Consider the following 21,070-nt stretch of genomic DNA (forward strand, 5'->3'; position numbering starts at 1 on the left):
ACGCTTTTTGCCGCCGGTTTCCGCTTCGGATAGGGTAATTCTCAAGAAGTTAGCAGCGCTTGAAGATCTTCCAGCCGCGTAACGCCGAGCCGGCGCCAACTGATCTCCCCGGTCTCGTCAAAGACGACGGTGAAGGGCAGGCCACCGGCCGGATTGCCCAGTTCTCGCACCAGTCCCAGGCCTTCAGGGCCAGCCAGGGCGACGGCGAAGTCCAGCGGCTGCCTCTTCAGGAAGGCCTTCACCGGCTCGGCCTGGTCCACTGCCAGAGCCAGTACCTGCCAGCCCTTGGCTTTGGCCTGGTTGTAGAACTGGTTGATCTCCGGCAGCTCCTTGACGCAGGGCGGGCACCAGGTGGCCCAGAAGTTGACGAGCAGCGGTTTGCCGCGCCAGCGGGCGACGTCCAACTCCGCGCCGTCCAAGCCCGCAAAGCGACGCGCCCAAAAGGCCTGGGCGACGGGCGAGGCGACGGGAGGGTTCAGCTTGCGCCAGGCAACGGAGGCGCCGAGCGCTGCGGCGCCGATGCCAGCGCCCGCGAGGATGAGGCGGCGGGTGACGGGTTTCATTCGGCGGCTTCCAGCAGGTTTTGCAGTGCGGCGAGGTCGCCGCGTTCGGTCAGCCCGCGCGCATCCGGCTTGAGCGCGCCGCGCAGGTCGTCGAAATCCAGGATGCTCAGGCAGATCGTGACCCGTTCCTGCAGCGCCGGGCAGGGGGCGTCCAGCACAAGCATGTCGACGGATCGGCCTCGCGGGCCTTTGGTTTCGGCCACGTCGAAGTCCACGCCGCGGTCCAGCAGTGCGATCTCGGCGGCCTTGCTGTCGTCGCAGTAGAGCTGCAGGTGGATGTTGGACAGACGCGTGGCCGTGCCGCGCCAGACGGCGCCGGCCAGGTGCGGGCGGAACTCCGCCAGCCGCGCCATCCACTGCGCGGCCAGCTCGCGCAGTGCGCGCAGCTCGGCCGGCTGGGTTTCGGCGTGGAAGATGGCGATGTGCTCGCGCACGGCGGCCTCCACCTCGTCGTTGCTGGGCAGGGCGGCGCGGGGGGCGTCCAGGTCACGCGCAGCGCGCTGCTTGGCAGGGCCCCAGTCCATGCCCTCGTCGACGATCAGGCGTGCGGCGGCGGCGGCGATTTCCTCGGTCAGGTCTGTCATGGCACTTGGGCGCTGTTCATGCGGCCGACGATGAGGCTGGCGCGATTGATGACGTAGGCCGAGCCCGGCTGGCGCTCGAAGCGCTTGGGCGCCGGCAGCATGACGGCCAGCCGTGCGGCTTCGAAGGCGCCGAGACGGGACACGTCCATGCGGAAGTAGTGGCGTGCCGCTGCCTGGGCGCCGAACAGGCCTTCGCCCCACTCGACGCTGTTCAGGTAGATCTCCAGGATGCGTTGCTTGCTCAGCAGCGCTTCCAGCATCAGCGTGAGGATGAGTTCCTGGCCCTTGCGCAGCAGCGTGCGCTCGCCGGACAGGAAGAGGTTCTTGGCCAGTTGCTGCGTGATCGTCGAGCCACCGATGACCTTGGCCACGCCCTTGCCGCGTGCCTCGGCGCGGGCCTGCGCCTTCTCGTTCTTCTTGCGGGCCTTCTTCAGCGCGTCCCAGTCGACGCCGCCATGCTCGGCAAAGCCGTCGTCCTCGCTGGCGATGACGGCGCGCTTGAGCGTCCTGGGCAACTGGTCATCGTTCACCCAGGCCTGAGCCCAGGCGACCTGCTGCTTCTCGCTCATCAGCCGGATGGCCTCGCTGCGCTGGAAGCTGGTGGACTGCGGTGCGAGCACATTCATCAGCGCGATGCGGCCGGCAAACCAGAGCTGCAGGCACAGCACGGCCAAGGCCAGTACCGCGATCAATCGGCCGGCGTGGCGCATCACGGCAACGTCCTCATCGCCTTGAGCACCGGTGCCGTGTCGGGCCGTACGCCGCGCCAGAAGAAGAAGGCCTCGGCCGCCTGCTCGATGAGCATGCCCAGGCCGTCACGCGGCTCGGCACCGTGGGCGGCGGCCCAGTCGAGGAAGCCCTGCGCCTTGGGGCCGTACATCATGTCCAGCGCCAGGCTGCCGGGCTTCAGCACGCGGGCGTCGACCGGCGAGGCCGCGCCGGCCAGGCTGGTGCTGGTGGCGTTGACGACGATGTCCTGGGCGCCTGGTGCATTGGCCAGGGTTTCGGCAGCAAGGACCACACCGAGGTGGGCGTGACTGGCAACCAGCGCCTGTGCCTTGTCGACGGTGCGATTCACGATGGTGATCTGCGCCGGCCCGGCTGCGATCAGACTGCCCAGAACGCCCGCCGCCGCGCCGCCGGCGCCCACCAGCAGCACATGAAGGCCGGCCAGCGAGCGGCCGGCGTTGCGCTGGATGTCGTTGACGAGGCCGGCGCCGTCGGTGTTGTCGCCCGTCCAACCGCCAGCGTCGAAGCGCAGCGCGTTCACGGCGCCGCCGAGTTGCGCGCGCTCGGTGCGCACAGCGGCCAGTGCGTAGGCGTCGAACTTGAAGGGCACGGTGATGTTGCAGCCCTTGGCTCCTGCGGCAACGAACTCGCGCAAGGTCGCCTCGAAGCCGTCGAGCGGCGCCAGCAGGCGTTCGTAGGTCAGCGCCTGCCCCGTCTGCTCCGCAAACATCGCGTGGATGGCCGGCGAGCGGCTGTGCGCCACGGGGTTGCCGACGACGGCATATCGATCAGTCATCCTGGTGCACCCTTCGCGCTTCGCGCTGTCCCGCCAAGCGGGAGATGAGCCCCTTCGGGCGCCGCGGTGCGTGACTCATTGCGCTTGTCCCTGCAAAGTCGTTTCCAGTCCATCTTCACGCGTGAACCTGAAACGCGACGTGATGACCAGCACCTCGGCGCCCTTGAGCATCTCCCTGCTGAAGTTGCCGAATGGCGAGGCCGCCTCCACGATGGCGATGGCGCGGCGGTCCAGCGTCGCGTTGCCGCTGGAGGCCACCACGTCGGTCTCGATGACACGGCCCTTGTGGTCGATGTGGATGTTCATGGTCAGCTCGCCATAGAGTTTCTTGCCGCGGGCCTCGGGAAAGTCGCGCGTGCCGCGTTCCTCGATGCGCTTGCGCAGGCCGTCGTAATACTGCGCGTAGACGACCTCGCGGGTGGCCGGGCTGATGTAGCGCTTGCGCGGCCGGGCGCTTTCCTCGTTGACGCGCTTCTCGATCTCGGCGAGCAGGTCGACGAGCTGTCGGCGCTTCTCGGCCTGGGCGCGCTCGGCTGAGTCGGTCTTCTCGCGCCTCGGGTCGGGCGGCGGCAGCAGGGCGATGTCCCGCCGCAGCTGGGTCAGCAGTTGCTGCTGCTGTTGCTGCAGCTGGGAAATCTGCGAACTCTGCGCCTCGGCGGCGTCGCCGGTCTCGCTGTGGCGCGCAGGCGGCAGCGGCGACGTGGCCCGGCCCACTTCGGTATTGCCGCCGCCGGCCAGGTTGGCCTGCGCCAGCGCGGCGGCCTTGGTCGGCATCTCGTTGGAACGCGTGTTGACGAGCACCACCTCCAGCGGCGTGTCCTGGAAGACACGGTTGAAGGACTCGGGCGAACCCATGCGCCAGCCGAGCAGAACACCATGCGCGCCAAGCGAGCATGCGAGGGCGATCTGCAGGGTGCTCAGCCGGCGCATTTCAGCTTTGCGCCGCCGGTTCTGCTTCGCTCGGGCTGTCGTTCAGGTCGATGGCCAGCGCGATGGGCGCTGCGGCGGCTTCGAGGTCGTCGTCCTCGCCTTCCGGCTCCTCGGCGGCGGCCGGTGTCTCATCCAGCCGCTCGATCAGCGTGGCATGCACGTCCAGCGTCATCTCGTCCAGGCCTGTGATACGTACCTTCACATGGCTGCCACGCGGCAGGTTCTCGCAGCCGAGCGCCTTGAACACCAGCGGCAGGTCGTCCGCGCGGACGAGGCCTTCCTTCATGACCGTGGCGGTCAGCTCGGTCGTGCCGTTCTGCTGGAGGTAGCGCAGCGTCCAGAAGCGCTCGATGCCGTTCTGGAAGCCGTTGTAGGCCGCGTAGGCAGACTCGAAGCCCGAGATGATGGAGAACAGCGCCGCGTCCTTGGGCTTGAACGGTGCGGCCAGTGCCGCCGTGCGGCCATGGCGGGCGCAGGCAATGATCTGCCACTGGTTGACCAGGTCGACATAACGGCGCAGTGGTGAGGTGGCCCAGGTGTATTGCGCCACGCCCATGCCGGCGTGCGGCAGTGCCTTGGTGCCCATGCGCACCTTGATGCCAGGCGCCAGGCTGGCCTGGCTGCGGTAGATGCCCGGCAGGCCCAGTTCGGCCAGCCAGCCGCCCCAGGCGGAGTTGGCCAGGATCATGGCTTCGGCCACGATCAGGTCCAGCGAGCTGCCGCGGGCGCGCACGCCGATCTCGACGGACTCCGTGCCGTTGGGCGGCTCCATGCGCTCGCCGACGAGGCGGAAGTTGTAGTCCGGCCGGTTGAAGTTCTCCGGCTTGCCGCGCACCACCTCGCGCTGCGCCTTCAGGTGCCTGGCCAGGCGCCAGGTGAAGGCGAGTTCGGGCGCAAAGGCGTAGTCGGCCGGCGCTTCGCCCGACAGCGTGGCGTCGGTGACGATGCCGTCCAGCTTGTCGTGGCGCAGGTTGGCGGCGATATGCACGCGCTCCAGCTTCGTCTCGCGCGTCTTGATCTCCAACGTCGCTTCGTCGAGCGTGAAGTAGATGGACACGGCCGGGCAGTCGCGGCCCTCGATCAGCGTATAGGCCTGCACGACGTCGTCGGGCAGCATGGTGAGCTTCCAGCCCGGCATGTACACAGTGGACAGGCGCTCGCGGGCGACCTTGTCGACGGGCGAGTCCGGCGTGATGGCGAGACCCGGCGCAGCGATGTGCACGCCGAAGGTGACGGTGCCCGTGCCCAGGCCCTGCACCGACAGCGCATCGTCGATCTCGGTCGTCTGCGAGTCGTCGATGGAGAAGGCCTGCGCGGTCGACAGCGCCAGCTCGTCCTTGATCTCCGGCGCAGTGAGCGCGGGGAAGCCCGCCCCCTTGGGGAAGTTCTCGAACAGGAAGCGCTTCCAGTGGAACTGGTAGGCGCTGGTGATGGCGCCGGCGCCCTGCAGCAGGTCCAGCGGCGCCTTGTGCGACCGCTTGGCCGCCTCGACGACGGCCTTGTATTCAGGCCCGTTCTTGTCGGGCTTGAAGAGAATCTTGTAGATCTGGTCGTGGATGGGCGCCGGGCAGGTGCCGGCGGCCAACTCGTCGGCCCAGGTCTCGATCTGCAGCGCCTGCTGGCGCTTGCGCTCGATACCCAGCAGCGCGGCCTTGACCGTCTCCTCGGGCGCCTTCCTGAACTGGCCCTTGCCGGCACGGCGGAAGTAATGCGGCGCGTCGAACAGGCCCAGCAGCGCGGCGGCCTGCTGCACGGTGCCGGCCTTGGCATCGAAATAGTCCCGTGCCAGGTCGGCAAAGCCGAACTCGCCTTCGGGCGCGAACTCCCAGGCCAGATCAAGGTCGATGGTATCGGCCAGCGCGCGCGCTTCGCTCAGCAGCACGGCAGGCGCCGGCTTGTCGAACTTCAGCAGCACATTGGCGGACTTGACCTTGACCCGCTTGCCCGAGTCCAGCTCGACCTGCAGCGAGGCATCGGCCTCCGACATCACCCGGCCGGCGTGAAATTTCCCGGCATCATCAAACAGCGCAAACATATGGGGCGGATTGTCGCTTCAGGCTTGCAGGTGCTTCAGAAGTCCTGGCAGATGGTCTTCGAAATCGGTCAGCCCATGGTCGCTGCCTTCCAGCAGCTTGCCGTCGCAGCCGGCATAGCGGGCCAGCATCTCGCGCCAGTCCAGCAGCTCGTCGCCCTTGGCGATCAGCGCGTAGTAGCGCAGTGGTCGCGTCAGCGTGACCGGCGGCGTCAGCGCGGCGAGTTCGGCCACGTGCCGGGCGGTGAAGTCGAACTTCAGCGTCGGATCGTGCCAGGCGGTCAGCTCACCGATGTGGTGGGCCAGGTCGCGCGCCGGGTTCACGGCCGGGTTCAGCACCACCGCGCGCCAGCCGCGATGGGCCCGCTGCTCGGCCAGCGCAGTGGCATAAAAGCCGCCCAGCGAGCTGCCGATGACCGCGGCGCCGGTTTCGGGCCAGCCGGCCACGATGTCGGCGACGAGCGCCATCGCGTCCAGCGGGGAGGGTGGCAGCTGCGGGCAGGCGAAGGTCAGGCCGGTCTGCTCGGCGGCCCAGGCGGCCATGCGCATCGCTTTGGCCGAGCCGGGCGAGGAACGGAAGCCGTGTAAATAAATGAGATGCGTGAGTTCCATGACGGAAGTTTTGTTCGGAAGCTTTGTTACGACGCGACGGTGACGTCACCCAATTGACGCCAGTGTCGCCGCCGTCCACAGTGATCGTTTTTCTTCATTTTTCGGACGCTTCGCATGATTCGGATGCCCCGTACTGCCCTTGCAACCGCCGCGCTGATCGCGCTGGCCACCGCAGCCCAGGCCCAGACCGCGCCCACCGGCGCGGCCTCGGCGCCTGCTGGCGCCGCTTCCGCCCCGGCCACGCCGGCCGCGCGCCCGCCCGCCGATCCCACCGCCCCCAAGCCTTTCGCCGAGATCATCCGCGGTGCCAAGGAGCAGCCGGGGCTCTATCCCATCTGGCGCAAGGACGAGAAGACCTGGATCGAGATTCCCAAGGAGGCCTTCAACAAGCCCTTCCTGTTCAGCGTCAACGTCGCCAACTCCATCGGCGAGCGTGGCCTATATGCCAGCCAGATGATCGGCGAAGAGCTGGCCGAGTGGCGCCGCATCGGCAACCACGTCCAGCTGATCGCGCTGAACACCAAGTTCCGCACCGACAACGCCGGCACCAAGCTGTCGCTGGACCAGGCCTTCTCGCCCAGCCTGATCACTTCGGGCCCGGTGGCCAGTGCCGATCACCCTGACCGTAAGTCCGTGCTGGTGGACGCCAGCGGCTTCTTCCTGGGGGACATCCCCGGCTACTCCACGCGCCTGGAGTCCGCCTACCGCCTGCCCTATGCGCCCGACCGCCCCAACTCCTTCATCGAGGCCACGCGCGCCGACACGCAGATCACGACGCTGACCGCCCGCGTTCACTTTGCCACGCCCCGCATCCCGGCACCGCCGCTGGTGCCGGTGCCGGTACCCGTGCCCACGCCGCCCCAGGCGACGCCGGACCCGCGCTCGATGTTCTTCAGCTTCGTCTACAGCCTGCGTGCGCTGCCCGAACAGCCCGCCGCCGTGCGCAGTGCCGACCCTCGCCTGGGTCATTTCATGGAGAGCTACAGCAACCTCGGCGACGACCTCAAGATCAATCCGCGCGTGCACATGGTGACCCGCTGGCGCCTGGAGAAGAAGGACCCGGCCGCCGCGCTGTCCGAGCCCGTCCAGCCCATCGTCTACTGGATGGACAAGAACATCCCGGCCAAATACCGCGAATCCGTCAAGGCCGGCATCCTGGAATGGAACAAGGCCTTCGAGAAGATCGGCTTCAAGGATGCCGTGGTCGCCAAGCAGCAGCCCGATGACGCCGACTGGGACAACATGGATTCGACCCATGCGTCCATCCGCTGGTTCACGGGCTCCGATGTCGGCTTCGCCATCGGCCCCAGCCACAAGGACCCGCGCACCGGCGAGATCCTGGATGCCGACATCGGCATGAGCGACGTCTTCGGCCGCGGCACCCGCCGCCTGGCCACCGACGACGTGCGCCCGGGCGCCCACGCGCATGGCCACGACCATGCCGGCTGGACCGGCGAGCGCAGCCAGCATGTGCTGACCGAGCAGCTGTGCACCTACATGGCCGACCAGGCCAACGAGTTCGGCTTCGCGCTGGACCTGCTGGCGCTTCGCGATGGCATGGACATGAACGGCCCCGAAGCGGAGGCGCTGGCACAGGCCGTCATGAAGGACGTCATCATGCATGAGGTGGGCCACACGCTCGGCCTCAAGCACAACTTCCGCTCGTCCACCACCATCACCCAGGCCCAGCTCCAGGACAAGGCCTTCACCGAGGCCAACGGCATCTCCAACTCGGTGATGGACTACAACGCCTACAACCTGCCGCTCAAGGGCGAGGCCAGGGCCAGCTTGACCAACACCACGCTGGGCGCCTACGACTACTGGGCCGTGGAGTACGCCTACAAACAGTTCCCGGCCGAGCAGGAAGCCGGCGAGCTGGCCCGCATCGCCGCCCGCTCGACCGAGCCGCAGCTGGCCTACGGCGACGACTTCGACCAGGGCATCGGCGGCGTCTACGACGGCTTCGACCCGCGCAGCAACCAGCGCGACCTCGGCGACGACCCGCTGGCCTATGCCCGCAAGCGCCTCAAGCTCAGCCAGGAGCTGTGGGAGCGCGTGCAGGCCCGCAAGCCCGAGGCCGGGGAGGACCCGTTCCGCGCCCGCCGCTCGGTGGCTGACGCCTTCCGCCAGCTCGGCATGACGGCCCACAACGTCAGCAAGTACGTGGGCGGCGTCCAGGCCGAGCGCATCGTGCCGGGCGTCACGCCGGGCCAAGCCTTCAAGCCGGTGGACAACGCGCAGCAGCGCGAGGCCTTGCGCTTCATCGCCACCGGCCTGCTGTCCAGCAACGCGTTCAAGTTCAGCCCCGAGTTCATCGCCGCGCAGACGCTGGACTACAACGAATGGGCGGACCGCGGCCAGCCGCTGTCCATCCCGGACGCCGTCGCCAGCCTGCAGGGCCGCGTGCTGGACCGCCTGATGTCGCCCGCGACGGCGCGCCGCCTCATCGAGCAAAGCAGCTTCCTGCCCGAGGCGCAGCGCAAGAGCGCCGTGTCGCTCAGCGAGGTCTACGGCACGCTGCAGACGGCCATCTTCAGCGAGCTCAAGACGGGCAGCGAGATCGACCGCATGCGCCGCAGCTTGCAGCGCGAATACCTGCGCCGCCTGCAGGCCCAGCTGAACCGCGCCACCAACGGCGCCACGGTCTACGCCGATGCGTTCTCGCTGGCCCGCTACCACGCCAGCCAGCTCGCCAGGGACCTGCGCGTGGCGTCGGCCAAGCCGGGTCTGTCCGTCGAGACGCGCGCTCATCTGGTCGAGACGCAGGACATGCTCGACAGCATGCTCAAGGCGACGCTGACGCGCAGCTGATCCCACGCGCTTCAAGCGACAAGGCCGGCAGTGATGCCGGCCTTTTTCGTTGTCACTACGATGGCCGCCTCACCAGGAGGCCCCATGCCCGACAGGACGAAGTTCAACGAGTTCGGCGCGAACTACCTGCCGGGCTATCTCGGCATCAACATCACCCACGTCGAGGGCAGCGAAGTTCACGCCGAGCTGGCCGTCCGCCCCAAACTGATGGCGCCCAACGGCTTCCTGCATGCCGGCAGCATCGTCACGCTGGCCGACACTTGCGCCGGCTATGGCTGCGTGGCGAGCCTGCCGGAAGGCGCCGTCGGCTTCACGACCGTCGAGCTGAAGTCCAACCACCTCGGCACGGCGCGTGACGGCACGGTGGCCTGCGTGGCCAAGGCCGTGCACCTGGGCCGCACGACCCAGGTCTGGGACGCCGTCGTCACGCACAAGGACACCGGAAAGACGATGGCGCTGTTCCGTTGCACGCAGATGGTGCTCTACCCCAAGTGAGGGGGCGGCCGTGGCGTTGTCCCTTGTTCTAGGGCCGGTGGGGCGCGGGCGGGGAGGCAGACTCGCGGCCATGAAAAAACTGCGCCTGCTCGCCCTTCCCGCCGCCGCCCTGCTGCTCACCGCCTGCGGCAAGTCGTCCACCACCCTGGGTGAGGGCGGGTCGGTCATCAGTGGCTCGGCCGGCCCGGCCGGCGCCCACAACGCCAGCCGCGAACTCGTCAAATGCTCGGCGCCGGTCGCCACGCTGGCGCTGGTCGAGAACCCCAACGGCTACAGCTATTCCAGCAGCTACCAGCTGCCTGCCAGCCCCGTTCCGTTGGTGCGCCTGCTGGCCCAGCAGAGCGGCTGCTTTCGCGTCGTCGACCGCGCGGCCGGCCTCAAGGCCACGGTGCGCGAGCAGGAGCTGAAGGACGCCGGCATCCTGCGCCAGCAGGGCAACACGGTCAGCAAGGGCAAGGGCTACGAGGCCCAGTTCAGCCTGACGCCCAGCCTCACCTTCAGCGAGCAGGACGCAGGCCGCCAGATCGGCGGCATCCTGCAGGCCATTCCTTACCTGAACAAGCTCGTCGGCGCGGCCGAGCAGGTCAAGCTCAAGCAGGCCCAGGCCGCGCTGCTGCTGACCGACAACGAGACCACCGAGCAGGTCGCGGCGTCCACCGGGTCCGTTGAGGTGACCGACCTCGGCATGGGCGGCGCCATCGTCGGCAAGCTCGGCGGCGCGGCCGGCGCCGGCTGGAGCAATACCAACGAGGGCAAGGTCATTGCCGCCGCCTTCATGGATGCGCACAACCAGCTCGTGGCCCAGGTGCGCGAATTGCAAGCGAGGGAGCTGCCCCCGGAGGTCGCCCGGCGCAAGGCGCAAGGCGGCTGACAGCGCCAGAGCCAGGGCTATGCTGGCAGCATGCCCTCGGCCAAACCCTTCAAGATCCCCGAATCGGTCCTCGTCGTCATCCACACGCCCGATCTTCAGGTGCTGCTGATCGAACGGGCCGACCACCCCGGCTTCTGGCAGAGCGTGACCGGCTCCAAGGACAGCCCGGACGAGCCGGCCGCCGAGACCGCGCGGCGTGAGGTGCTGGAGGAAACCGGCTTCGACATCGCCGCCATCGGCGCGGAGCTGCGCGACTGGCAGCTGGCAAACGTCTACGACATCTACCCCCACTGGCGTCATCGCTACGCGCCCGGCGTCACTCGCAACACGGAACACGTCTTTGGCCTACAGCTGCCGTCGGCGTTGACACCGACGCTGGCGCCTCGCGAGCACCTATCGTGGGCATGGTTGCCTTGGCGAGAGGCGGCAGACCGCTGCTTCTCGCCCTCCAACGCCGAGGCGGTGCTGCAGTTGCCTCGCGTCACCGCCGCCACGATGCCTTGATGGTCATGAGATCCACCGCACGCCCCACCCCCCATCCTCCCGGCGACGTGTTGCGCGTGGCCACCTACAACATCCACAAGGGCGTGCGCGGCCTCGGCCCCGCCAAGCGGCTGGAGATCCACAACCTGCAGATGGGCGTTGAGGCGCTGGACGCCGACCTCGTCTGCCTGCAGGAGGTGCGCCTTTTCCACCACCGCGAGGCGGCGCAGTTCGACCGCACTTGGTTCGGCTGGCCCGAGAAGGGGCAGGCGGAGTTCCTGGCACCCGAGGGCTACGAGGTGGCCTACCGCACCAATGCCATCACCAAGGGCGGCGAGCACGGCAACGCCCTGCTGTCGCGCTGGCCCATGGGCGACATCGGCCACCACGATGTGTCCGACCATTCCTTCGAGCAGCGCGGCCTGCTGCATGTGCCGGTGCACTGGCAGGGCACGTTCGTACACGTCGTCGTCGCCCATTTCGGGCTGATCCATGCCAGCCGCATGCGCCAGGTCGACCGCCTGGCGGCCTTCGTGAGCGAGCATGTGCCGGAGGGCGCCCCCGTGCTGGTGGCCGGCGACTTCAACGACTGGGGCGAGCGCCTGGATGCGGCGATGCGCCTGCACGGGCTGCGCCGCGCGTCGCCGCCACACGGCCGGCCGCGCGCGGCCACCTTCCCGTCGCGCCTGCCGGTGTTTGCGCTGGACCGCGTCTACACGCGCGGCCTGCGCTGCACCGGCGTGCAGGTGCCGCGCGGGCCGAGCTGGGCCCGCATGTCCGACCACCTGCCACTCATCGTCGAACTGGCACTGGAATGAAGGGTGTGAGACCCCTCGCCCGGTCTTGCCGCGCTGAACGCCGACAAGCCCGGTCGGTCCCCCGAGGGGACGGCGATGCTTGCGGCATTGAGCCGCAAGCACATCGCCTGCGGGCCGGCTTGGGGCGGCCCGGCGCCAGCGCGCTTGCGGTGCGAAGCACCACGAGAAATTGATATGCGACGCTTAGGGTCGAGGCGCAGGCGGCATTCGGCCACCGACACCGGGTTCGTCGGCGGCAACATGATCGAACTGCTGCGCGGCGGCGATCAGCTCTTCCCGGCCATGCAGGCGGCTATCCACCGTGCGCGCCATGAGGTGTGGGTGGCGACCTACATCTTTCATCACGACGACACCTCGCTCGCCCTCGTCGACACGCTGCTGGCGGCCGACCGGCGCGGCGTGCGCGTTCGTGTGGTGGTGGATGGTTTTGGCAGCGCGGCCAGCCTGGCGGTGCTGCGCGAGCGATTTGCCGGCAGCGGTGTCGCGCTGGCCGTGTTCCGCCCCATGGACCGCTGGTGGGACTGGTTCAAGCGCGGCCAGCTGCGCCGCCTGCATCAGAAGCTCTGCGTCGTCGACAACGACCTGGCCTTCGTCGGCGGCATCAATGTCATCGACGACCGCCTGGACATGCGCCACGGCATCAGCGAGCTGCCGCGCCTGGACTTCGCCGTGCAGATCGGCGGAGGCCTGGTGGACCTGGTGGCCCACAGCGTCCGGTCGATCTGGTCACGCGCCTGGCTCGGTCGGGACTTTGACGATGCGCTGCTGGACTACGTGCCCCTGCGCCGCCGCTTCAGCCTGTGGCTGACCCAGCTCTGGCGCGGCCCGCAGCGCCTGCCCGAGCCGTCGTCGCGCCTGCCGCCTGTCTGCGCCGCGTTCGTGTTGCGCGACAACCTGCGGCGCCGCCGCACCATCGAGCATGCCTATGCCGACGCCATCCGCAACGCGCGCCACAGCGTCGACATCGTCTGCCCGTATTTCTATCCCGGCCAGCGCATACGCCACGCGCTGCGCGGCGCCGCCGACCGCGGCGTGCGCGTGCGCTTGCTGCTGCAAGGCAAGCTGGATTACCGCATCGCCGGCTGGGCCGCCGAGGCGCTGTATGCCGACCTGCTGCGCCACGGCATCGAGATCTACGAATACATGCCGGCCTTCCTGCATGCCAAGGTCGCAGTCGTTGACGATGAATGGGCCACGGTCGGCAGCTCCAACATCGACCCGTTGTCCTTGCTCGTCAACCTGGAGGCCAACGTCGTCGTGCTGGACCGGGGCTTTGCGACCCAACTCGCGGCCGAGATCGAGGCCGCGCTGGCCGTGTCCGACCGTGTCGGCGCAGCCGCAGGCAAAGGGTTGCGTGCGTGGCTGCACCGCGCGGTGGTGGTGTGGTTCGCCTATGTCTTCCTGCGTGTGGCTGGAGCGGCCGGCAGGTACTAGAACGCGGGTGCGTGCGGAGACATCAGCACGCCCGCCTGCACCAGTGCCGCCGCCCGCTCGATGTCCGGCGCGAGGTAGTGGTCGGCCGGGCTGCTGGCGCAGTCTGCGCGCAGCCGGGCGTGCAGGGCCTCCACCGGTGCGGAGCTGGTCAGCGGCCGCAGAAAGTCGATGCCCTGGGCGGCGGCCAACATCTCGATGGCGATGATGTGGGCCGTGTTGTCCAGCATCGCGTGCAGGCGGCGCGCAGCGAAGGTGGCCATGGAGACATGGTCTTCCTGGTTGGCGCTGGTCGGCAGGCTGTCGACGCTGGCCGGGTGGGCCAGGCTCTTGTTCTCGCTGGCCAGCGCGGCGGCTGTCACATGCGCAATCATGAACCCGCTGTGCAGGCCGGCGTCGGCCGTCAGGAAGGGCGGCAGGCGCGAGATGCCGGGGTCGATGAGCATGGCGATGCGGCGCTCGGCAATGGCGCCGACTTCGGCGATGGCCAGGGCCAGGTTGTCGGCCGCAAACGCGACCGGCTCGGCGTGGAAGTTGCCGCCGCTGATCATCGTGTCGTCGAAGACCAGCGGGTTGTCGGTCACCGCGTTCGCTTCGCAGACGAGCACCCGTGCCGTGTGCCGCGCCTGGTCCAGGCAGGCGCCCATGACCTGGGGCTGGCAACGCAGGCAATACGGGTCCTGCACGCGCTCATCACCCTCCCGGTGCGACGCGCGGATGGCGCTGCCGGCGAGCAGTTCGCGGTAGACACCGGCCACTTCGATCTGGCCGGGTTGGCCGCGCACGTCGTGGATGCGGGCGTCGAAGGGACCGTCGCTGCCGCGCGCGGCGTCCAGCGTCATCGCGCCGCTGGCCAGCGCCGTGGCGAACAGGCCCTCGAAGCGCAGCAGCGCATGCAGCGCGAGCGCCGTGCTGGCCTGCGTGCCGTTGATCAGGGCCAGGCCTTCCTTGGCGGCGAGCGTCAGCGGCGGCAGCTTCAGCCGCGCCAGCTCCTCGCGCGCCGGCACGCGCTGGCCTTTCACCAGCGCCTCGCCTTCGCCCATCAGCGCCAGCGTCAGGTGGGCCAGCGGCGCCAGATCGCCGCTGGCACCCACCGAGCCCTGGCAGGGCACATAGGGAATGAAGCCGGCGTTGAAGGCATTCAGCAACGCGGTGATGACGACGCGGCGCACGCCGCTGAAGCCGCGCGCCAGGCTGCCGGCCTTGGTGGCCAGCATCAGCCGCACCACCTCGGGCGACATTGGCGCGCCGACGCCCACCGCGTGGCTGCGGATCAGGTTGAGCTGCAGCTGCGCGAGCTGGTCCTTGGCGATGCGTGTGCTGGCCAGCTTGCCGAAGCCGGTGTTGACGCCGTAGACCGGCGCGTCGCCCGCGGCAGCAGCGGCGACGAGGGCGGCGCTCTTGTCCACCGGCGCCCAGTCGTCGAGCTGCAGCTCGGTGCGGCCGGCTGCGATGTCGGCCAGCTGGGCCAGCGTGAGTTGTCCGGGGACGAGTTTCATAGTGAGGGCAGATTCAGGTTGTTCTTGCTGGCGCAGGCGACGGCCGACTCGTAGCCGGCGTCGGCATGGCGCATGACGCCGGTGGCCGGGTCATTCCACAGCACACGCGAGAGGCGCCTGGCCGCCGCGTCCGTGCCGTCGGCAACGATGACGACGCCCGAGTGCTGCGAGTAGCCCATGCCCACGCCGCCGCCATGGTGCAGGCTCACCCAGGTGGCGCCGCCGGCGGTGTTGAGCAGCGCGTTCAGCAGCGGCCAGTCGGAAACCGCATCGGAGCCGTCTTTCATGCCCTCGGTTTCGCGATTGGGGCTGGCGACGGAGCCGCTGTCCAGGTGGTCGCGGCCGATGACGATGGGCGCCTTCAGCTCGCCGCTCTTCACCATGTCGTTGAATGCCAGGCTGGCAAGGTGGCGCTCGCCCAGTCCCAGCCAGCAGATGCGCGCCGGCAGGCCCTGGAAGGCGATGCGCTCGGCGGCCATGTCCAGCCAACGGTGCAGCGCTTCATGCTGGGGGAAGAGTTGCTTCAGCTTCGCATCGGTCTTGCGGATGTCCTCCGGGTCGCCCGACAGCGCCACCCAGCGGAACGGCCCCTTGCCCTCGCAGAACAATGGCCGCACATAGGCGGGTACGAAACCGGGGAAGTCGAAGGCGTTGGTCACCCCCTGGTCCAGCGCGACCTGGCGGATGTTGTTGCCGTAGTCCACCGTCGGGATGCCCTGGGCCTTGAAGGCCAGCATCGCTTGCACGTGCGTCGCACAGCCGGCAGCGGCGGCGGCCTTCAGCTCGGCGTGTTGAGCCGCGTCAGCCGAGGCGGCCTTCCATTGCTCGACGGACCAGCCCGGCGGACAGTAGCCGTTGATGAGGTCGTGGGCGCTGGTCTGGTCGGTGACGAGGTCGGGTTTCACACCGCGGCTGACCAGCTCCGGCAACACCTCCGCCGCATTCCCCAGCAGCGCAACCGACACCGCGCGGCCGGCTGCGGTGTGGGCCTGGATGCGGACCAGCGCGTCGTCGAGGTCCGTCGCCTGCTCGTCCACGTAGCGCGTCTTCAGGCGGAAGTCGATGCGGCTCTGCTGGCACTCGATGTTCAGCGAGCAGAAGCCCGCGAAGGTCGCCGCCAGCGGCTGCGCACCGCCCATGCCACCTAGCCCGGCGGTCAGCACCCATCGGCCCCTGGCCACGCCGCCGTAGTGTTGGCGCGCAGCCTCGACAAAGGTCTCGTAGGTGCCCTGGACGATGCCCTGGCTGCCGATGTAGATCCAGCTGCCAGCGGTCATCTGGCCGTACATCATCAGGCCCTTGCGGTCCAGCTCGTGGAAGTGCTCCCACGTCGCCCAGGCGGGCACCAGATTGGAGTTGGCCAGCAGCACCCGCGGTGCATCGGCATGCGTGCGGAACACGCCGACCGGCTTGCCGGACTGGATCAGCAGCGTCTCGTCGTCGTTCAATTCGCGCAGGCTGCTCAGGATGGCGTCGAACGCCTCCCAGTTGCGCGCCGCCTTGCCGATGCCGCCGTAGACGACCAGCGCGTCCGGGTTCTCGGCGACGGCCGGGTCGAGATTGTTCTGCAGCATGCGGTAGGCGGCCTCGGTCAGCCAGCTCTTGCAGCTGATCTGAGTGCCCGTGGGGGCGCTGACGGGACGGGGCAGGGCGGTCATCTGGAACTCCTTCAAGGCGGCCGAACTCTAGTTGTCTATACAAGTCGAGTCAACTAGGATGCTGGCATGCCCAGAAGCCCCGCCAGCCCCGAGCCGCAATACCTCAAGGTCAAGAACCATCTGCGCGAAGGCATCGCCAGCAGCCACTGGGTGGCTGGCGACCTGCTGCCCAGCGAAGGCGCACTGGTGGCGCTGTTCGAGGTCAGCCGCATGACCGTCAACCGTGCGCTGCGAGAGCTGGTGCAGGAGGGGCTGATCGAGCGCGTGCAGGGGGTGGGCAGCTTTGTCGCGCAGCTGCACCGCATCTCGTCGACGCTGAACGTGCGCGACGTGCATGAAGAGATCCTGGAGCGCGGCGGCCAGCACGAGGCCCGCGTGCATGCGCTCACCAAGGGCAAGGCCACGCCGCAGCAGGCCGCCGAGCTGGGGTTGAAGCGCGGCGCGCCGGTGTTCCTCAGCCTCATCGTGCACCTGGAGAACGGCCACGCCATCCAGTGCGAGGAGCGCGCCGTCAACCCGGCATGCGCGCCTGACTATCTGTCGCAGGACTTCACCCGCATCACGCCGACGCACTACCTGCTGGAGGTGGCGCCGCTGTCGGAAGCGCGCTACATGATCGAGGCGGCGCTGACCGGCGAGGTCGAGGCCAAGCTGCTCGGTATCAGCCGCCGTGACCCCTGCCTGGTCGTCAAGCGCATCACCTACAGCCGTGGCGTGGCGGTCACTTCCGTGAAATTGACCCATCCGGGCGCACGTTACCAATTGCAAGGGAGCTTCTCGGCGTAAGCCGGGCCACGCTGAGCTGCGGAAAATGCGCGGCAGTGGCCTGAGTACAAGGACAAGAACATGAGTTGGAGCAAGGTCAGCGCGGCCGACGTCGAGCCGCAGGCCTGGATGAACAAGGGCGGCACGACGCGTGAGCTGCTCGCCTGGCCGCATGCGCATGACTGGGCGCTGCGAATCAGCGTGGGCCGGGTGGACCGCGACGGTCCGTTCTCGGCCTTTCCAGGCGTGCATCGCTGGCTGGCCGTCGTGGGCGGCGAGGGCCTGCGCCTGTTCGACTGGCCGCAGAGCATGGGCGACGAGCCGCTGCGTTTCGACGGCGGCTTGGCGCCCGACGCGGAGCTGATCAAGGGCCCGACCGACGTCTTCAACGTGATGGAGCGGCGCGGCAACCTGGAGGTCGAGCCGGCCAGCCATGTGCTGCTGCCACGCACGCCTTGGGTGGGCCTCTTCACCGTCGAGGGCGGCCTGCTGGAGCATGGCCACCGCGCCATGCCCATGGCGCCGCTGACCTTGGCCTGGTGCGAGGCGCCGGTCGCGCAGAGCTGCGTCTTCACCGGGCCGGATGCCACCAGCAGCCATGCCTGGTGGCTGACATGGAGCGCCGAGTGAGGTTGTGGACTGGCGGGCGCTTGGCGACGCTGGCGGGCGACAGCGGTTGGGGCCTGATCGACGATGGCGCCCTGCTCGTCGACGGCGGCCTGCTGCGCTGGGTCGGGCCCAGTGCCGAGGCGCCCGCGGCCGATGAGGTCGTCGAGCTGCATGGCGCCCTCGTCACGCCGGGCCTGGTGGACTGCCACACCCACCTGGTCTACGGCGGCAATCGCGCCAACGAGTTCGAGCAGCGCCTGCATGGTGCGAGCTATGCCGACATCGCCAGGGCCGGCGGCGGCATCCGCTCGACGGTGGCCGCCACACGCGCCGCCACCGAAGGCCAGCTGCTGGCCGACGCCACGAAACGCGCCCGGGCGCTGATGCGCGAGGGCGTCACGACGCTGGAGGTCAAATCCGGCTACGGCCTGGACGCCGCCACCGAGGCTCGCATGCTGCGCGTCGCCCGCCAGCTCGCCGGCCTGGGCCTGGATGTGCGCACCACCTACCTCGCCGCCCACGCGCTGCCGCCGGAGTTCAGCGATGCCGACGACTACATCGCCGCCGTCTGCCGCTGGCTGCCCGAGCTGCACGCCGCCGGCCTCGTCGACGCGGTGGACGCCTTCTGCGAGCACATCGCCTTCAGCCCGGCCCAGGTCGCTCGCGTGTTCGACGCGGCCCGGCGACTGGACCTGCCCGTCAAGCTCCATGCCGAGCAATTGAGTGACCAGGGCGGCGCCCAGCTCGCGGCGAGCCACCAGGCGCTGAGCTGCGACCACCTCGAATTCCTCAGCCCGCAAGGCGTGCAGGCGCTGGCCGCCGCCGGCACCGTGGCCGTGCTGCTGCCCGGCGCCTTCTACGCGCTGCGTGAAACGCAGCTGCCCCCCATTGCGGCGCTGCGCGAAGCCGGCGTGCCCATCGCCATCGCCACCGACCACAACCCCGGCAGCTCGCCCACGCTCTCACCGCTGCTGACGCTGAACATGGCCTGCGTGCTGTTCCGGCTGACGCCCGAGGAAGCCTTGCGCGGCCTGACCGTCAACGGCGCCCGCGCGCTGGGCCTGCGCGACCGGGGCCAACTTGTGGCTGGCCAGCGCGCCGACTTCTGTGTCTGGGATGGCGCCCACCCGCGCGAGCTGGCAGCATGCTTCGGACATAACCCGCTGATAGAACGGGTGCATCACGGAATCCGGGGAACCCAGGGAGGGTCATGAGCGTTTTTCAACTGCAGCAGGGCCACACGCCGCTGCTGATCAGCCTGCCGCATGTCGGCACCGAGATCCCCGCCGAGCTGGCCACGCGCCTGGTGCCGCGTGCGCTCGCCAGCGAGGACAGCGACTGGCATCTGGAGCGCCTGTACCGGCCGCTCGCCGAGCGTTTGGGCGCCAGCCTCATCGTGCCGCGCTACAGCCGCTACGTCGTCGACCTGAACCGCCCGCCGGACGACCAGCCGCTCTACCCCGAGGCCACGGGTGGCACCGGCCTGGTGCCCACCCGCTTCTTCACCGACGACCCGCTCTATCTGCCCGGCGCCTGGCCCGACGCTGCCGCCATCGCCGCGCGCCGCGAGGCCTACTGGCAGCCCTATCACGACGCGCTGGCGGCAGAGCTGGCGCGGCTGCGCGCCGAGCACGGCCACGCGCTGCTGTTCGACGGCCACAGCATCCGTTCCGAGCTGCCCTGGCTGTTCGAGGGCACGCTGCCGGCGCTCAACCTCGGCACGGCGGATGGCGCCTCCTGCGCCTGGGCCATCACCGAGCGGCTCGGCGCGCTGCTGGCTGGTCAGCAGGGGTTCAGCCACGTCGTCAACGGCCGCTTCAAGGGCGGCTACATCACGCGCCACTACGGCCAGCCGGCCCAGGGCGTGCATGCCGTGCAGCTGGAGATGTGCCAGCGCTGCTACATGGACGAGGCGCAGGACCCGCGCCAGGCCTACGACGAAGCCGCCGCCAACGAGGTGGCGCCGCTGATTGAAAAAATGTTGAGGGAGATGCTGGCATGCCAGCCTTGAAAAGACTGCACGCGCCCCTGGCCTGGATCCACGGCGCCTGGCAACGCGATGTGCTGCTGACGGTGGACAGCGGGCACTGGGCCGAGATCACCGTCAACACCGTCGCGCCGCCCGACGCCGAGCTGCTGGCCGGCCCGGTCATACCCAGCCTCGTCAACGCCCACAGCCACGCTTTCCAGCGCGCCTTCGTCGGCCTGGCGGAGCGCCGCGAGGCGGGGCAGGACGACTTCTGGAGCTGGCGCGACCGCATGTACGCACTGGCCCTGCGCATCTCGCCGCAGCAGCTGCGCGCGGTGGCTGGCCAGCTCTATGCCGAGCTGCTGCGCGGCGGCTACACCCAGGTCTGTGAGTTCCACTACCTGCACCATGCCGCCGAGGGTCAGGCCTATGACGACGAGCTGGACATGGCCTGGGCCCTGGCCGCAGCCGCCGAGGACACCGGCATCGGCCTGACGCTGCTGCCGGTCGTCTACACACGCAGCGGCTTCAACGCCAGCGGCCTGCGCCCCGAGCAGCACCGTTTTGCGGCCGATGCCGACTGGGCCTGGCGGGCCTGCCAGCGCATCAACGCCGCCGGCCTGGCGCGCGTCAGTGCCGGTGTGGCTCTGCATTCGCTGCGCGGCGCGTCGCCTGCCGACATCACCCGCCTGCGCGACCTTGTCGGCGGCGCCGACCTGCCGATCCACATCCACGTCGCCGAGCAGACGGCCGAGGTGGCCGACTGCCTCCAGGCCACCGGCATGCGTCCGCTGCAATGGCTGGCCGACGCGGGTCATCTCGACCCCCGCTGGCAACTGGTGCATGCCACGCACGCCGAGCCGGCCGAGATCGAGGCCGTGGCCCTGAGCGGCGCCGGCATCGTCATCTGCCCCGGCACCGAGGCCAATCTCGGCGACGGCCTGGCCGACCTGCCGCGCTGGTTGCAGAACAACGTGCCGCTGACCGTGGGCTCGGACAGCCAGGTCACTCGTGGCTGGGTGGAGGAGCTGCGCTGGCTGGAGTACGGCCAGCGCCTGCATCTGCGCCAGCGCAACATCGCGTCCGCGCCGGGCAGCCAGCCGTCCAGCGCGGCCCGCCTGTTCGACGCGGCGGTGGCCGGCGGCGCCCGCGCGGCCGGGTTCACCGCCTGGGGCCTGACGCCCGGCGCCCGTGCCGACGCCCTGGTGCTCAACCGCGAGGCCGACGCGCTGCGCGGCCTGCCCGACGAGGCGCTGCTGGACGCGGTGGTCTTCGGCAGCAACGGCTCGCCGTGGCAGTCGGTGTGGGTGGCCGGCCGCGCCCGGCCCTGGCGTGCGCCGCAGCGCGTGGGCGACGCCTTCGAGGCGGCCATGCATGAGTTGTGGCGCCCTGACGGCGGCCCGCAAGCGTGAGGC

The 21,070-nt window shown here is 69.3% G+C and carries 20 protein-coding genes; 11 read left to right on the forward strand and 9 right to left on the reverse strand.

Features of this window, described 5'->3' with window-relative positions; genetic code table 11:
* Positions 1-41: 41 nt before the first annotated feature.
* The 7 genes from AC0IZJ_RS25770 to AC0IZJ_RS25800 form a co-directional block, all read right to left on the reverse strand.
* The gene (locus AC0IZJ_RS25770) at positions 42-563 is read right to left on the reverse strand and encodes a TlpA family protein disulfide reductase (RefSeq protein ID WP_471854677.1); all 522 of its coding nucleotides are present in this window, start codon (positions 561-563) and stop codon (positions 42-44) included.
* On the reverse strand, positions 560-1,147 hold the full coding sequence (locus tag AC0IZJ_RS25775) for a hypothetical protein (RefSeq protein WP_471854679.1): 588 nt from the start codon (positions 1,145-1,147) through the stop codon (positions 560-562). Before AC0IZJ_RS25775 ends, AC0IZJ_RS25770 begins: the two co-directional genes overlap by 4 nt.
* A complete protein-coding gene (gene mtgA / locus AC0IZJ_RS25780; RefSeq protein WP_471854681.1) occupies positions 1,144-1,857 on the reverse strand; it encodes a monofunctional biosynthetic peptidoglycan transglycosylase in 714 nt (237 codons plus the stop codon). Before mtgA ends, AC0IZJ_RS25775 begins: the two co-directional genes overlap by 4 nt.
* Complete coding sequence (gene aroE / locus AC0IZJ_RS25785) at positions 1,857-2,672, reverse strand: shikimate dehydrogenase (RefSeq protein ID WP_471854683.1); 816 nt, start codon at positions 2,670-2,672, stop codon at positions 1,857-1,859. The genes mtgA and aroE overlap by 1 nt, the downstream gene beginning before the upstream one ends.
* Positions 2,673-2,747: 75 nt before the next feature.
* Positions 2,748-3,602: a cell envelope integrity TolA family protein gene (locus tag AC0IZJ_RS25790; protein WP_471854684.1), complete on the reverse strand. Its 855-nt coding sequence runs from the start codon at positions 3,600-3,602 to the stop codon at positions 2,748-2,750.
* A 1-nt stretch (position 3,603) separates the two neighbouring features.
* Positions 3,604-5,637, reverse strand: a complete 2,034-nt coding sequence (locus tag AC0IZJ_RS25795; protein WP_471854686.1) for a ribonuclease catalytic domain-containing protein — start codon at positions 5,635-5,637, stop codon at positions 3,604-3,606.
* 18 nt (positions 5,638-5,655) lie between these two features.
* On the reverse strand, positions 5,656-6,246 hold the full coding sequence (locus tag AC0IZJ_RS25800; RefSeq protein ID WP_471854688.1) for a YqiA/YcfP family alpha/beta fold hydrolase: 591 nt from the start codon (positions 6,244-6,246) through the stop codon (positions 5,656-5,658).
* Between the two features lie 123 nt (positions 6,247-6,369).
* On the opposite strand from AC0IZJ_RS25800, the gene AC0IZJ_RS25805 reads away from it, so the two are divergent.
* The 6 genes from AC0IZJ_RS25805 (at position 6,370) to clsB (ending at position 13,158) form a co-directional block, all read left to right on the forward strand.
* A complete protein-coding gene (locus AC0IZJ_RS25805; protein ID WP_471854689.1) occupies positions 6,370-9,057 on the forward strand; it encodes a zinc-dependent metalloprotease in 2,688 nt (895 codons plus the stop codon).
* Positions 9,058-9,141: 84 nt separating this feature from the next.
* A complete protein-coding gene (locus AC0IZJ_RS25810; RefSeq protein WP_471854691.1) occupies positions 9,142-9,552 on the forward strand; it encodes a PaaI family thioesterase in 411 nt (136 codons plus the stop codon).
* A gap of 70 nt (positions 9,553-9,622) precedes the next feature.
* The gene (locus AC0IZJ_RS25815) at positions 9,623-10,423 is read left to right on the forward strand and encodes a CsgG/HfaB family protein (RefSeq protein ID WP_471854693.1); all 801 of its coding nucleotides are present in this window, start codon (positions 9,623-9,625) and stop codon (positions 10,421-10,423) included.
* Positions 10,424-10,453: 30 nt separating this feature from the next.
* Positions 10,454-10,927, forward strand: a complete 474-nt coding sequence (gene nudB / locus AC0IZJ_RS25820; protein WP_471854695.1) for a dihydroneopterin triphosphate diphosphatase — start codon at positions 10,454-10,456, stop codon at positions 10,925-10,927.
* 5 nt (positions 10,928-10,932) lie between these two features.
* Positions 10,933-11,724 (forward strand): endonuclease/exonuclease/phosphatase family protein, encoded by a 792-nt coding sequence (locus AC0IZJ_RS25825; protein WP_471854697.1) that lies wholly within the window; start codon positions 10,933-10,935, stop codon positions 11,722-11,724.
* A gap of 174 nt (positions 11,725-11,898) precedes the next feature.
* Positions 11,899-13,158: a cardiolipin synthase ClsB gene (clsB, locus tag AC0IZJ_RS25830; protein ID WP_471854699.1), complete on the forward strand. Its 1,260-nt coding sequence runs from the start codon at positions 11,899-11,901 to the stop codon at positions 13,156-13,158.
* Here clsB and hutH read toward each other — a convergent pair.
* Together hutH and hutU are read right to left on the reverse strand one after the other, a co-directional pair.
* Positions 13,155-14,654, reverse strand: coding sequence for a histidine ammonia-lyase (gene hutH, locus AC0IZJ_RS25835; RefSeq protein WP_471854701.1), 1,500 nt, complete (start codon positions 14,652-14,654; stop codon positions 13,155-13,157). The two genes, clsB and hutH, sit on opposite strands and share 4 nt — an antisense overlap.
* Positions 14,651-16,312, reverse strand: a complete 1,662-nt coding sequence (gene hutU / locus AC0IZJ_RS25840) for a urocanate hydratase (RefSeq protein WP_471854703.1) — start codon at positions 16,310-16,312, stop codon at positions 14,651-14,653. Before hutU ends, hutH begins: the two co-directional genes overlap by 4 nt.
* 66 nt (positions 16,313-16,378) lie before the next feature.
* On the opposite strand from hutU, the gene hutC reads away from it, so the two are divergent.
* Genes hutC through hutF form a run of 5 tightly spaced genes read left to right on the forward strand, consistent with a single transcriptional unit; the run spans position 16,379 to position 21,067 of the window.
* A complete protein-coding gene (hutC, locus tag AC0IZJ_RS25845) occupies positions 16,379-17,098 on the forward strand; it encodes a histidine utilization repressor (protein WP_471854704.1) in 720 nt (239 codons plus the stop codon).
* A gap of 60 nt (positions 17,099-17,158) precedes the next feature.
* Positions 17,159-17,707: a HutD/Ves family protein gene (locus AC0IZJ_RS25850; protein ID WP_471854705.1), complete on the forward strand. Its 549-nt coding sequence runs from the start codon at positions 17,159-17,161 to the stop codon at positions 17,705-17,707.
* Positions 17,692-18,900 (forward strand): imidazolonepropionase, encoded by a 1,209-nt coding sequence (gene hutI / locus AC0IZJ_RS25855; protein WP_471854707.1) that lies wholly within the window; start codon positions 17,692-17,694, stop codon positions 18,898-18,900. The genes AC0IZJ_RS25850 and hutI overlap by 16 nt, the downstream gene beginning before the upstream one ends.
* A complete protein-coding gene (hutG, locus tag AC0IZJ_RS25860; RefSeq protein ID WP_471854709.1) occupies positions 18,897-19,697 on the forward strand; it encodes an N-formylglutamate deformylase in 801 nt (266 codons plus the stop codon). The genes hutI and hutG overlap by 4 nt, the downstream gene beginning before the upstream one ends.
* Positions 19,685-21,067: a formimidoylglutamate deiminase gene (hutF, locus tag AC0IZJ_RS25865; RefSeq protein WP_471854711.1), complete on the forward strand. Its 1,383-nt coding sequence runs from the start codon at positions 19,685-19,687 to the stop codon at positions 21,065-21,067. Before hutG ends, hutF begins: the two co-directional genes overlap by 13 nt.
* Positions 21,068-21,070: the final 3 nt, after the last annotated feature.

The organism is Roseateles sp. AC306 (assembly GCF_979253795.1).